A 12,639-nucleotide genomic window follows, 5' to 3' on the forward strand; every position below is an offset into this window, starting at 1 on the left:
GGGGGGGGGGGGGGGGCCGCGGGGGGGGGCGCCCCCCCCCCCGCCCCCCCCCGCGCCCCCCCCCCCCCCCCCCCCAGCCCCCAACAGCAACCACCTCACAAGAGCAACCAGCCCACAGCAGCAACCACCGAACAGCCGCGCCGATCACCCCAGCCCGGCGCCCACCGAGCAACCGCAGCTGGCGGCGTACCCCGGATCAGCCCTCGACGGCGGCGGCGAGCCGCCGGGGCTCCTCGGGCGGCGCGGCGTCGGCCTGGCCCACCGGGGCGCCGGCGACCGGCACGGCGACGGCGGCCTCGGCGACCGCCTGGGCGCGGCGGGTGCGACGCAGCGCCCGCACGGCCAGCGCCAGCGCGACCAGCCAGCCGGCGCCGAGCACCGCGTAGACCAGGAACGGGATCGGGCCGGCCAGCTCACCGGCGCGCAGGAGCGCCCGGGCGTTGGTCAGCACGATCACGCCGCCGATCGTCGCGCCCAGCAGCTGGGCGGGAACGATGCGGACCAGCCAGGCGGCGATCGGCGCCGCGACCAGGCCACCGATCAGCAGGGCGGCCACGGTGGGCAGCAGGAAGCCCTCGGAGCCGAGGCCGATCAGGAACCCGACACTGGCCGCGCCGGCGACCATGAACTCGGCGGTGTCGACCGAACCGATGACCTTGCGCGGCTCCATCCGGCCGGAGACGAGCAGCGCGGGCGTGGCGACCGGGCCCCAGCCCCCGCCGCCGGTGGCGTCGATGAAGCCGGCGACCAGGCCGAGCGGGCTCAGGAACCGCCCCCGCAGCCGGCCGGCGGTCCGGTTGGCGCGCAGCGGTCGGGAGAAGCGCACCAGCAGGTACGCGCCCAGGGTGAACAGGATCGCGGCCATCCACGGGGCGGCGGCCTCGGTGGAGATCGAGCTGAGGAAGGTGGCGCCGACGAACGCGCCGATCGCGCCGGGTACCGCGATCCGGGCGACCACCCGCCAGTCGACGTTGCCGAACCGCCAGTGCGCCACGCCGGCGGCGACCGTGGTGCCGATCTCCGCCAGGTGCACCGAGGCGGACGCGGCGGCCGGCGCCACCCCGGCGAACAGCAGCAGGGTGGAGGAGGTCAGCCCGTACGCCATGCCGAGCGCGCCGTCGACCAGCTGCGCGGCGAGCCCGACCAGGGCGAGGATCAGCAGCTTGCGCATGAGGTCCTCCGACTTTTCGGCATCTCCTATCGACTTGGTCGACAATGCGGTACGCGACCGCTCCGGTCAAGTCCCCCATCCAGTTAGTGGGACGCGCCGGACGGCGCGGAATGGGCGCGGGTCAGCCGGCCGGGCGGGACCGGCGGGCGGAGCGCGGGCAGCCCGGTCACGGGCTGAGGGGCGGGCCGGCGGACGGCCGGGTCGGTCAGCTCCAGGCGCTCGGGTCGGCGGCGAGCTCGTTGACCCGGCCGGGCAGTGCACCACTGGCCACGTCGGCGAGGGAGACCTGCTCCAGGATCTGCCGCTCACTGGCCCGCAAGGCGATCCAGACGTCCTGCAACGCCCGGGCCGCTCCCTGGTAGCCGAGATCCTCGGGTCGCTGACCGCGGATGTGGGCGAGCGGACCGTCGATCACCCGGATCACCTCGGCGAGGGAGATCTCCGCCGCCGGCCGGGCCAGCCAGTAGCCGCCCTCGGGCCCCCGCTGGGCGTGCACGATCCCGCCCCGGCGCAGCTGGAGCAGGATGCTCTCCAGGAACTTCGGCGGGATGTCCTGGGCGCGGGCGATCTGCTCGGCGGTCACCGGGCGGCTCCGTCCGGTGGCCGTCCCGTCGGCGACCGAGGCCAGCTCGGCGGCCGCGCGGAGGGCGTAGTCGACCCGGGCGGAGAGACGCATGCCGGCAAGATTAGTCGGCTGGTCAGCCAGCCGGATTGCCGGCCCTCGCCCGAGCGGGCACGGTGGCCCGGTCAGGCGCCCTCGCGGCGCAGCAAGCCCTCCTGCACCGCGCTGGCGATGTGCCGGCCGTCGGTGGTGAACATCCGGCCGGTGGCCAGCCCGCGGGCACCCGAGGCGGACGGGCTCCAGCAGTCGTAGAGGAACCACTCGTCGGCGCGGAACCGCCGGTGGAACCAGAGCGCGTGGTCGAGGCTCGCGCCCACCACTCCCCCGGGCCCCCACACCTCGCCGTGCACGGACAGCACCGAGTCGAGCAGGGTCAGGTCGGAGGCGTATGTGAGGGCGCAGGCGTGCAGCAGCGGGTCGTCGGGCAGCTTGCCGTCGATGCGCATCCACACCCGCTGGTGCGGCTCGGCGGGGCGGTCGCCGGGGCGTACCCAGCCGGGCTCGCCGACGTAGCGGACGTCGATCGGGCGCGGGATCTGACCCCAGATGCCGAGCCGCTCCGGGTAGCGGGCGAGCCGGTCGGTCATGGTCGGGATCTCGTCCGGCCCGGGCACGTCCGGCGGGGCCGGCGCGTGGTGGTCCAGCCCCTCCTCCTGCCGCTGGAACGAGGCCGACATGAAGAAGATCGGCTTGTCGTGCTGCAGCGCGACCGAGCGCCGGACCGAGAAGGACCGGCCGTCCCGGATGTCCTCGACCCGGTATTCGATCGGCTCGGCCGGGTCACCGGGACGGACGAAGTAGCCGTGCAGGGAGTGCACGAAGCGCTCCGGGTCGACGGTGCGTCCGGCGGCCACCAGGGCCTGGCCGGCGACCTGGCCGCCGTACACCCGCTGCGGGCCGACCGGCGGGCTGATCCCCCGGAAGGTCATCTCGCCGATCTTGTCCAGGTCGAGGACCTCGAGGAGCTGGTCGACCGCGGCCTGGCCGGTCGCCACCGGCTGCGCGCTCACGGGGCCACCTCAGTTCGCGACTGCGGGGCTCGCAAAACCGGCTCACTCCTCGCGCTCACGGTGCCGCTCTTCGTTCGCGACTGCGGGGCTCGCAAAACCGGCTCACTCCTCGCGCTCACCGTGCCGCTCTTCGTTCGCGACTGCGGGGCTCGCAAGACCGGCTCACTCCTCGCGCTCACGGGGTCACCTCGCCTGCGAGCCGGATAGCTCGGGCGCCCCGCTCGCTCACTGCAGCGCTCGGGCCGAGGCGGCGTCGACCAGCGAGCCGAGCTGGTGCACCCGCAGGGTGTTGGTGGAGCCGGGGGTGCCGGGCGGGCTACCCGCCACGATCACCACGTGATCGCCGGGGTTGGCCCGGTTGAGGCCGAGCAGCGCCTGGTCGACCTGGCGGAACATGTCGTCGGTGTGCGCGACGAACGGCATCAGGAAGGTCTCCACGCCCCAGGAGAGGGCGAGCTGGTTGCGCACCTCGGGCACCGGGGTGAAGGCGAGCAGCGGCAGGTCGCAGTGCAGCCGGCTGAGCCGCCGGACGGTGTCGCCGGTCTGCGAGAAGGCGACCAGCGCCTTGGCGCCGATGGCCCGGGCGATGGAGGACGCGCCGACGGTGAGGGCGCCGCCGTGGGTACGCGGGTCGTGCTGCAGCCGCGGCACGCCGATCGAGCCGGACTCGGTGGTGGAGATGATCTTGGCCATGGTGCTGACCGTGAGCACCGGGTACTTGCCGACGCTGGTCTCGCCGGAGAGCATCACGGCGTCCGCGCCGTCGAGCACCGCGTTGGCCACGTCGGAGGCCTCGGCGCGGGTCGGCCGCGAATTCTCGATCATGGAGTCGAGCATCTGGGTGGCCACGATGACCGGCTTGGCGTTCTCCCGGCAGAGCTGCACGGCGCGCTTCTGCACCAGCGGCACCTGGTCCAGCGGCAGCTCGACGCCGAGGTCGCCGCGGGCGACCATGACCCCGTCGAAGGCGAGCACGATCGCCTCCAGGTGGTCGACCGCCTCGGGCTTCTCGACCTTGGCCAGGACCGGGCGCTGCACGCCCTCCTCGGCCATGATCGCGTGCACCAGCTTGATGTCCTCCGGCGAGCGCACGAAGGAGAGCGCGATCAGGTCGACGCCCAGGCCGAGGGCGAACCGCAGGTCCTCGGCGTCCTTCTCCGACAGGGCCGGGACGCTGACCGCCACGTTCGGCAGCGAGACACCCTTGTTGTTGGAGACCGCGCCGCCCTCGGTGACCAGGCAGCGGATGTCGTTGCCGGTGACGTCGCTGACCTCGACCGCGACGCGGCCGTCGTCGATCAGCAGCCGGTCGCCCGGCTTCACCTCCTGGGGCAGCTTGCGGTAGGTGCAGGAGACCCGGTCCTTGGTGCCGAGGATGTCGTCACCGGTGATCACCACCGAGTCGCCGGTGCGCCACTCGTGCGGGCCGTCGGCGAACCGGCCGAGCCGGATCTTCGGGCCCTGCAGGTCCGCGAGGACCGCCACCGGGCGCCCCGAAGCCTCGGCCGCCTCGCGGACCAGCCGGCAGACCGCCTCGTGGTCCGCGTGACTGCCGTGGCTGAAGTTGAGCCTCGCCACGTTCATGCCCGCCTCGACCAGGCCCCGAATGCGCTCCGGGGACGAGGTGGCGGGGCCGAGGGTGCAGACGATCTTCGCGCGGCGTGTCACGCCCATCAGGCTAGTCTCTCCTCCGGGTCGACCTGCCGGCCGACCCCTTTCAGAGTGCGGAATTGTCCAACGACGGGCCATCCCCGCGCGGCGGGCGGAGCGGAACCGCGGCCGGAACGTCGTGGGTGGCGGGCATCGGCGACCGCGCGGCGGAAATCGTACCCCCCGCCACCAGTTCCCGTCGGGGCGCTCCCGGCCCACCCGCGAGCGCCGGTCGAGGCGGCGTCGACCGTTGCCCCACCGCGCTCAGCGCTGCGCCTCGGCCAGCGGGAACTCCAGCGAGCCGGCCGGGCAGAGGAAGGTCAGCACATCCACCCGGTAGAGCCCGGCCTGCACCGCCGGGTCGGCCTCCATGACGGTACGCACGTCGTCCACCGAGCCGGTGCGCGCCAGGCCGAAGCCGATCGGCGGGTCCGGCTCGCGGGCCGGACCGTCCACCGAGCCGTCGATCAGGATGATGCCCCGCCGGAGCAGCGCCTGCATGTGCTCCTGGTGCTCGGCCTGCAACCGCTGCACCGTCTCCTCGGGCAGGGCCCGGCCGGACGGCCCCGGGTAGAGCACGATGCACTCGTACGTGTCGAGCGCGAAGTCGACCTGCGGCGTTCCGGTCATGTCGCACCTCCAGACGTACGCCTCGGCCCAGCGTCGCACGGCTCGGACGGCCGCCGTGGTCGCTCGACCCAACTGCCCGGGGCGCCGCCGGGTTCCCGACCCGCCGCGCCGTTCGTCCCGGCGACAACGAGTTCCTGGCCGGCCTCGACGGCACGCCGTACCCGGTCGACGCCCCGCCGCCGGCGGGACCGGGCGACGGCCGCTGGCGTGCTCCACGGCCGGACCGGCGGGCGCATTCGGCCGCCCGCCGGGTGCTCGGATCAGATGGCGAAGCAGTTCGGGTGGATGGCGGCGCCGGCGAGCGCCTGCCGGACGATGCTGTAGGCCGTGCCGTCGAGGACGAGACCGAGGTGGCCGACCACTCGCAGCGGGCACGACGACTGGATCAGCACGTTGGTCGCGCCGTCGGCGAGGGTGGCGTTGTCGACCGGGATCACCAGCTCGTCCTGCCAGGTCCGGATCGTGGTCCAGCGGACCGCGCCCGGGGTGTCGTCACCGCCGTTGAGGTCGGCGAGCAGACCCGAGCCGACCGACATCTGCTGGCAGGCGACGATGCCGGCGCAGCTGCCCAGGCCGAGGAACTTCACGATGTTCGCGACGTAGGTGCCCTGCTGGGGGGTGCCCAGGCTGACGTAGCGGCCGACCTTGTCGACGCCGCCGAGGAACTTCACGTACCAGCGGGAGACCAGGCCGCCCTCGGAGTGGGTGACCAGGTCCACCTTGGCCGCCCCGGTGGCGGCGCGGACCTGGTCCACGTAGGACGAGAGCGCGCGGGCGGATTCCCGGATGTCGCCGAAGCCGAGGTCGGGAAGCTGGTAGATGGAGACCCGGTAGCCGTCGGCGCGCAGCCGGGCGGCGATCGGCTCGTACGCGATGGAGACCCCGATCAGGCCCCCGACGACGATGACCGGGTTGCCGGTGGCCGCGGCGGTGCGGCCGACGGTCTCGGTGGCGCCGGCGGGGGTGCCGGAACCCGCCGCGGCCGCCTGGGCGGCGGTGGCGGGCAGCAGCAGGGCCGCGACGGTGGTGATGGCGACCAGGATCTTTCGGAGCAGCATGGCTGCACCTCCGGTGGGAGGCACCCGGGGAACCGGGAGGGACGGATGAGGGAATCCGATCGATCGTGGGAACGATGATGCGTGGCAGATTTCACATACGTCAATGGAAAGTTACGCGCCGGTAACCCGTTGTTCCGCGAGACGCACAAACCGGCGTACCGGGCAACTGTCCTCTATGGAGTGGCGGGACGCGCCGGACCGCCCGCACCGGTCCCGGGCCGCCGAACCGACGGCAGCGCTCACGCCGAGGCGGCCGCGCGGGTGATCGCGCGAGCGGTCGCCGCCAGCCCGGCCCGGTCGCACCGCTCCGGGTCGGCCAGCACGTCGACCGCGACGCCCGGCTCGACCAGCCAGAACGCCTCCCCCACGCCGATCAGGCCGGGGCCGTCGGGGTGCGCGAACTCGGCCCACTCCCCGCCGCCGGGATCGCGCTCGTGGTAGTCGGCGAGGAAATCGTGCAACGCGGTGAGGTCGATGAGCCGCTCTCCCCGGAGCACGTGCACCCGCAGGTCGACCCGGAAGCCCTCCGCGACCTGGCGCTCCCAGACCCGCGTGGCGAAGCTGACCTCGTCCCACTCGCTGGCGAAGTCCGACACCTCGGTGCCGACGCCGGCCGGCACGTGACCGACGTGGAAGCCGTCCAGCTCACCGCCGTCGCGGGCGACGGACCCGTCCCGATCGCTCATCCCGGGCTCAGCTTCCCAGCGCCTGGACCTTGGCGATGGTCTCCTGGACATGCTGCCGGGCGGGCTCGCCGCCCTGGGCGGCCTGGGCCAGGGCCTGCCGATAGGCGTCGACCACGCCGAGCAACGGTCCCGCCGCCACGCCCTCCAGCGCGCCGGCCACCAGCGCGCGCGCCTCGGCCGCGTCCTGGGCCGCAGCCGCCGTCTTGGCCTTCGCCTCGTCCAGCTTCTGCGCCGCCGCCGCCAGCCTGGCGATGATCTGCGCTGCGCTCACGCCACCGCCTCGCTGCTGAACTGAATGGTTCGCTCGCTCCGCTCGCTCACGCGCCCTCCCCGTCCCGCCGCGTCGCCCCGACCGCACCACGGCACCTACACCGGCACCGGCCACTGAGGAGCCTACGAGATCACGGCACGCCCCGCGACCATCCGATCACGGATACTCGGCCGGCCGGGATCCCGCATGGTCAGCGCATCAGGCGGAACACCAGGAGGTAGACGCAGAACAGCGACGGCGAGAACAGCGCACAGATCACGAAGCCGAGCGGGACGTACCGCGACGGTGGGGGGCCGGAGCTGACCGGCGGCCGACCCCAGCGGGCAAGCACCAGTTGCCCGGCGAGGAACGACAGCAGCGGCACGCCCGCGCACGAGGCGGCGGCCACCAGATCGAGCCCGGTGGCCGGGATCTGCGAGCCCACCAGCGCGACCAGCATCAGCACCGAGCCGGCCAGCGCGCACGCCGCGTAGACCGCGACGGCCCGGGCCGGCGACGACCAGGCCGGCAGCAGCGCGGGCCGGTGCGCGATCGCCTCGGCCTGCTGCCCGTACCGGTCGGCCTCGTCGGCCAGTTGCCGGGCCGCGGCCAGCTCCGCCGCCGGATCCGCCTCCGCCGAGGGGGCGGGCACCGCATTTTCCGGGTACGCCCCGACGCCCGGCCGCCCCGGCGCGGCGGCTGCGCCGCCGGTCGCCACCGCCCCGGTTCCGGGCGCAGGTCCGGGTGCCCCCGCCAGGCGCGGTGCACCCGCCGGCGGCGGTACGGCCCCCGGCCCCGTGCCGGACCCGGGTCCGGCCAGACTCGACACACCGGTCGACGTCGACCAGGCCGGTGCCGGCCCAGCCGGGATCGCCGGTCCGCCCTGTGACGGGACCCGGTCCGCCGGGTCCGCCGGCGGCGACGCCGGCAGTCCGGCGGCCCGGCCGAGCTGGTCGAGGCGCTGCCCCTGGGCGGCGAGCCGCTGGCCGAGTTGGTCGACGGCGGTGTGCAGGGACCGGCGGCGTTCCGCCTCGGCGGCGACGGCCTGCTCCTCGCCGCGCTGCCGCGCGGACAGCTCCCGGGCCAGGGCCGCGTACTCCTCGAATCCGCTCACGCCGCCGCCTCGCTCCGCTCCGCGGCGGCGCGAGGCGCCACGCTACTGAGCCAAATGGTTCGCTCGCTTCGCTCTCTCACACCGCCGCCCCGCTCCGCACCGCGGCGGCGCGAGGCGCCACGCTACCGAGCCAAATGGTTCGCTCGCTCACGTGTCGCCTCCGTCACCGACGAAGGGCACGATCAGGGTGGTCCGCTGGTCGTGCCGGTCCACCAGCAGGGCCCGCCCGTCACGCGGGACATAGCCGAGGTCGTGCCAGCCCAGATGCAGGCCGAGGTCAGCGCCGGGCACGTTCAGCGCGACCAGGCAGGCCAGGTCGTCGCGGTTCTGCGTACCGCCGAGGTCCTCGCCGAGCCGGCGCAGCCCGCGCCACCAGCCGAGCAGGTGCACCCCGTGCGCCGGCCCCTGGCGGAGCACGGCCCGCAGGTCGTCGTGCCCGGAGCGGAAGGTGGCCGGGTCGGTGGCGGCGAGCACGCCGGAGGCGGCGTCCACCCCGAACAGCACGAGGTAGGTGCGCCCGGCCGTACCATCCCCCGAGCCAGCCGGGGCGCCGGACGGGCCGCCCGGTCGCTCACCTCCGGGTCCGGCGGCCGGCTCGGCGAGTTGGGCGCGCAGTGCCGCCGCGTCGAGGCGGCGGACCGGATGCCCGGCGGCGGCCAGGGTCATCGCCAGGTCGTCGGCGGCATCGGTGGTGCCGGGCGCCAGGGGGGCGAGCAGGAAGCGGGCCGTGCCGGGGGCCTGCTGCCGGGCCAGGCTGAGGGTGGCCGAGCGGAGCACGTCCACCCCGGCCGAGGCGGTGCCGACCACGGCGAGGTGCCGGCCGGGGCTGGCGTCCAGGCGGAAGGCTGCCGTGCTGCCGGCCACGTCCACCGTCCGGCCGACCAGCGCGAGCGGCGGCTCGGTGCCCGGCCGCAGCGCGGCCCAGGTGGGGTCGGCGGCCAGTCGCGGCGTCTCGTACCCGCGGAAGACGGTGGGCGGGCGCGCGCCCGCCGGCCGGGCCTGGAACAGCTCGTGCCGGAGGGTGGCCAGGTCGGCCCCGGCGGCGTGCGCGTCGGGGAAGCGGACCTCGGTGTTCGCGCCGGCCGCGCCCCCGGCGGTGTTGACCACGGCCGTCCCCACCCGCAGCGTCTGCGCGGCGTCGTTGAGCGGGTCGAGCACTCCGCTCCCGCCGGGGAGCGCCACCCGCAGCGGGAACTGGCCGAAGATGGCCTCGGCCCGGCCGTACAGGGCCTCGATGCCGGTGGTGCTCTGGCTGGCCAGCACCAGGTGCAGGCCGTACGAGCGACCCTTGCGGGCCAACTCCTCCAGCAGGTCGACGGCCTGCCGGGCGAGGGCGTCGTTGCCGGCGAACAGCACGTGGAACTCGTCGACCACGGTGACGATCCGGGGTGGCCGGTGCTCGGCCGGCAGGTCGGCGAGCTTGGTGACGCCGTGGCGCTTGAGCAGGTCCGCCCGGCGGGTCAACTCCTCGCGCAGCTCGCGCAGCACGGCGACGCCGTACTCGCGGTCGGACTCGATGCCGACCGCGCGGGCGTGCGGCAGCCAGGACGGGTCGCGCTCGGTGGGGACGAACTCGGTGAAGCTGACGCCCTCCTTGAAGTCGAGCAGGAGGAGCTGGAGCTCGGTCGGGGCGTACCGGGCGGCCAGGCCGTAGAGCACGTCGAGCAGGAACACCGTCTTGCCCGCGCCGGTCCGCCCGCCGACCAGCCAGTGCGGGGTGGCGTCGTCGAAGGCGACCGTGACCGGCTGGCCGACGGCTGCAGGTCGTGACGCGGCGTCAGCCGGGCCGAACTGAAGCCGTAGCGGCGCGGCGTCAGCCGGGCCGAGCGGGAGTTGTCGAACCGACCGGCCGAGCACGGTACGCAGCCCGGTGGCGGACGACTCGGCCCAGCGCCGGGCCGGGAGCAGGTCGGCGAAGGTCACCGCCTCGGCCCGGCGGGTGGCCGCGGCGAGCTGCCGGGCCAGCCCGGTGACGGTGGCGTGCGCCGGGTCGCCGTCGAGCACCACCGGGGCGGTCAGGCCGCTGCCGTCGGCGCTGAACGGCTCCCCCGGCGGGTCGCCGACCAGCGCGTACCGGTCGTTGAGCCGTAGCTGGGTGGTGGCGCCGAGCGGCGGTGGCGGGTCGCCGGGACCGGCGGCGGGGTAGCCGGCGAGCAGCACGCAGACCGCCCCGGCCGGACCGGCGTGGGTGAGCGCGGCGAGCCGGGCCAGCTCGCGGGGTGGCGGGGCGGACGCGGCGACCACCAGCAGCAGCTCCTGGTCGTCCCGGGCCGCCTGCTGGGCGCTGCGGGCGTGCCGTTCGGCCTCGTCGAGCAGGGCGGCCACCTCGGCGGCGGTGGTCGCGGCGGGGCCGAGCACCCCGGCGTCCAGCAGCGGGCGCAGCGGCAGGAACGCGGCGCCGAACGCGGCGGGGTCGATGCCGGCGACCCGGACCGTGCCGGCCGGCGCGGCCGCGAGCAGCCGCACCACCGCGGCCCGCAGCAGCTCACCGACCCGGGGATCGCGGGCGTCGGTGTCGACCGCGAGGTGCGTGCCGCCGGCCAGCGGCACCAGCACCGGGAAGCGACCGTCCAGGGTGGTCGCCTCGCCGATGCGGACCGGCACCGGGGTCGTGACCGGGCGGGCGGTGCCCGGTGCGGCGGCGGCCAGCTCGGCGCCGAGCCGGGCCAGCCGGGCGACCAGCTCGGGGCTGCCGGGGGCGACCGGCCCGGCGGCGGCGAGCGCCTGTCGCGCGGCCTCCCAGCGCCGTACGGCCCGCCGGTGGAAGGCAACCGCCTGCCCGTACGCCGTCGCGAGCCTGCCCACCGTCCCGTCCCTCCGACGCCGTCGCGGTCCCGATCGAGGGAACCCTAACGGAAGCGCGCCGAGCCGGCACAGTACGTGACGCGTTTTCAGGATTTGTCTACTGTTCACCTCGCGGATCCCGGCCGCGTCGGCGGCGTTCCCCGGCCACCGTTTGCCTGCTGACGGAAGCATCGTGAACAGGAAGGCGACGACGTGAGCTCCTCCCCCATTTCCCGCCGGTCCATGCTGCGCGGCGGTGCCGCTGGCGCCCTGGGCATCGTGGTGGCCGGTAACCTGGACGTCATCGCGGGACCGGCGGCGGCGCGCGCCGCGGCCCGCCCGGCGGTCGGCTACGGCGAACTCGTTCCGGACCCGGCCGGCCTGCTGGCCCTGCCGCCCGGCTTCTCGTACACCATCGTGGCGCAGGCCGGCGTGACCCTGCTGGAGTCCGGGCAGCCGACCCCGAGCGACGCCGACGGCACCGGCTGCTTCCTCGGCCGTGAGGGCTCGGTGCTGGTCAACAACCACGAGATCGGCGGCAGCGAGCCCTTCCCGGTGCCCGCGCTGGCCGGCCTCACCTACGACCCCGGTGCCCGCGGCGGCACCACCACCATCGAGGTGGACGCCCAGGGCCGGCGGCTGCGCGAGTACGTCAGCGTGGCCGGGACGCACAACAACTGCGCCGGCGGCATCACCCCGTGGGGCACCTGGCTGACCTGCGAGGAGACCGAGCAGAAGGCCGGCGGGCGGTACCTGAAGGACCACGGGTACACCTTCGAGGTCGACCCGCACGACCGGTCCGCCAACCTGGACCCGGTGCCGCTGAAGTTCCTCGGCCGGTACGCGCACGAGGCGGTGGCGGTCGACCCGTACACTCACGCGATCTACCTGACCGAGGACGCCGGCGGGCCGAACGGGCTTTACTTCCGCTGGACGCCGCCGGCCGGCTTCCGGGGCGGCAAGGGCGCGCTGCGCGCGCTGGCGCAGCGTCCCGACGGGGACACCGCCGGCAGCCTCCAGGCGATGCAGTGCTTCCGGGGCAGCCAGCACGTCGCCGACCTGTCCGAGGCGACCACGCCGGGCACCCGGTACAAGGTGGAGTGGGTGGACGTGCCGGACCGGGACGCGAAGACCGTCTCGGTGCGCAAGCAGTTCACCGACGAGCAGGTGACCCGCAGCCGCAAGCTGGAGGGCGCCTGGTGGGCCGACGGTGGCGCCTACTTCGTGGCCAGCTTCGCCCGGCACTCCGACGGCAGCGTCAACGAGCACGACGGCCAGGTGTGGTTCTACGACCCGCGGACCGAGACCGTCACGCTGAAGACCATCTTCGGGGTGAACCAGAACCCGGACGAGGAGGCCGGCAACTACGACGGCCCGGACAACATCACCGTGTCGCCGTACGGCGGGGTGATCCTGGCCGAGGACGGCGAGGGCCTGTCGCACCTGGTCGGGGTGACCGAGCAGGGCAAGGCGTACCCGCTGGCCCGCAACGAGCTCAACGACAGCGAGTTCACCGGGCCGACGTTCAGCGCGGACGGGAAGATCCTGTTCGCCAACATCCAGTCCCCCGGCTACGTCTTCGCGATCACCGGCCCGTGGGGCCGGCCGAGCAACGCCGACCTGGCGGCTGACCACTCCTGAGCACCTGCGGCGGCCGGCGGTTC

General features: G+C 74.9%; 11 protein-coding genes. 1 reads left to right on the forward strand and 10 read right to left on the reverse strand.

Annotation, left to right across the window (positions count from 1 at the left end):
• Positions 1-196: 196 nt before the first annotated feature.
• From ACFYML_RS27815 to ACFYML_RS27860, 10 genes are all read right to left on the reverse strand, one after another.
• Positions 197-1,171 carry a sulfite exporter TauE/SafE family protein gene (locus tag ACFYML_RS27815; RefSeq protein ID WP_387423439.1) on the reverse strand — a complete coding sequence of 325 codons (975 nt, stop codon included), beginning with the start codon at positions 1,169-1,171 and terminating at the stop codon, positions 197-199.
• Positions 1,172-1,376: 205 nt separating this feature from the next.
• Positions 1,377-1,847, reverse strand: a complete 471-nt coding sequence (locus tag ACFYML_RS27820) for an Rrf2 family transcriptional regulator (RefSeq protein WP_357435281.1) — start codon at positions 1,845-1,847, stop codon at positions 1,377-1,379.
• A 71-nt stretch (positions 1,848-1,918) separates the two neighbouring features.
• A complete protein-coding gene (locus tag ACFYML_RS27825) occupies positions 1,919-2,803 on the reverse strand; it encodes an acyl-CoA thioesterase (RefSeq protein WP_387423440.1) in 885 nt (294 codons plus the stop codon).
• 225 nt (positions 2,804-3,028) lie between these two features.
• Positions 3,029-4,477: a pyruvate kinase gene (gene pyk / locus ACFYML_RS27830; RefSeq protein ID WP_387423441.1), complete on the reverse strand. Its 1,449-nt coding sequence runs from the start codon at positions 4,475-4,477 to the stop codon at positions 3,029-3,031.
• A 240-nt stretch (positions 4,478-4,717) separates the two neighbouring features.
• On the reverse strand, positions 4,718-5,083 hold the full coding sequence (locus tag ACFYML_RS27835; RefSeq protein WP_387423442.1) for a YciI family protein: 366 nt from the start codon (positions 5,081-5,083) through the stop codon (positions 4,718-4,720).
• 260 nt (positions 5,084-5,343) lie between these two features.
• Entirely contained in the window at positions 5,344-6,141 is a 798-nt protein-coding gene (locus ACFYML_RS27840) for a lipase family alpha/beta hydrolase (RefSeq protein ID WP_387423443.1), read from the reverse strand.
• Between the two features lie 239 nt (positions 6,142-6,380).
• On the reverse strand, positions 6,381-6,827 hold the full coding sequence (locus ACFYML_RS27845; RefSeq protein WP_387423444.1) for a hypothetical protein: 447 nt from the start codon (positions 6,825-6,827) through the stop codon (positions 6,381-6,383).
• Between the two features lie 7 nt (positions 6,828-6,834).
• Positions 6,835-7,098: a DUF6244 family protein gene (locus ACFYML_RS27850; RefSeq protein WP_387423445.1), complete on the reverse strand. Its 264-nt coding sequence runs from the start codon at positions 7,096-7,098 to the stop codon at positions 6,835-6,837.
• Positions 7,099-7,288: 190 nt separating this feature from the next.
• The gene (locus ACFYML_RS27855; protein ID WP_387423446.1) at positions 7,289-8,191 is read right to left on the reverse strand and encodes a hypothetical protein; all 903 of its coding nucleotides are present in this window, start codon (positions 8,189-8,191) and stop codon (positions 7,289-7,291) included.
• A gap of 147 nt (positions 8,192-8,338) precedes the next feature.
• The gene (locus tag ACFYML_RS27860) at positions 8,339-10,996 is read right to left on the reverse strand and encodes an FtsK/SpoIIIE domain-containing protein (RefSeq protein WP_387423447.1); all 2,658 of its coding nucleotides are present in this window, start codon (positions 10,994-10,996) and stop codon (positions 8,339-8,341) included.
• Positions 10,997-11,188: 192 nt separating this feature from the next.
• On the opposite strand from ACFYML_RS27860, the gene ACFYML_RS27865 reads away from it, so the two are divergent.
• Entirely contained in the window at positions 11,189-12,616 is a 1,428-nt protein-coding gene (locus tag ACFYML_RS27865; protein WP_387423448.1) for an alkaline phosphatase PhoX, read from the forward strand.
• The last annotated feature ends 23 nt before the right edge of the window (positions 12,617-12,639 follow it).

Source organism: Micromonospora sp. NPDC007230, from assembly GCF_042869115.1.
Taxonomy (GTDB): domain Bacteria; phylum Actinomycetota; class Actinomycetes; order Mycobacteriales; family Micromonosporaceae; genus Micromonospora.

Excerpts from the sequence above, each read along its gene's own strand:
- ACFYML_RS27815 (WP_387423439.1), bottom strand. The coding sequence starts at position 1,171 with ATGCGCAAGCTGCTGATCCTCGCCCTGGTCGGGCTCGCCGCGCAGCTG.
- ACFYML_RS27820 (WP_357435281.1), bottom strand. The coding sequence starts at position 1,847 with ATGCGTCTCTCCGCCCGGGTCGACTACGCCCTCCGCGCGGCCGCCGAG.
- pyk (WP_387423441.1), bottom strand. The coding sequence starts at position 4,477 with ATGGGCGTGACACGCCGCGCGAAGATCGTCTGCACCCTCGGCCCCGCC.
- ACFYML_RS27835 (WP_387423442.1), bottom strand. The coding sequence starts at position 5,083 with ATGACCGGAACGCCGCAGGTCGACTTCGCGCTCGACACGTACGAGTGC.
- ACFYML_RS27840 (WP_387423443.1), bottom strand. The coding sequence starts at position 6,141 with ATGCTGCTCCGAAAGATCCTGGTCGCCATCACCACCGTCGCGGCCCTG.
- ACFYML_RS27845 (WP_387423444.1), bottom strand. The coding sequence starts at position 6,827 with ATGAGCGATCGGGACGGGTCCGTCGCCCGCGACGGCGGTGAGCTGGAC.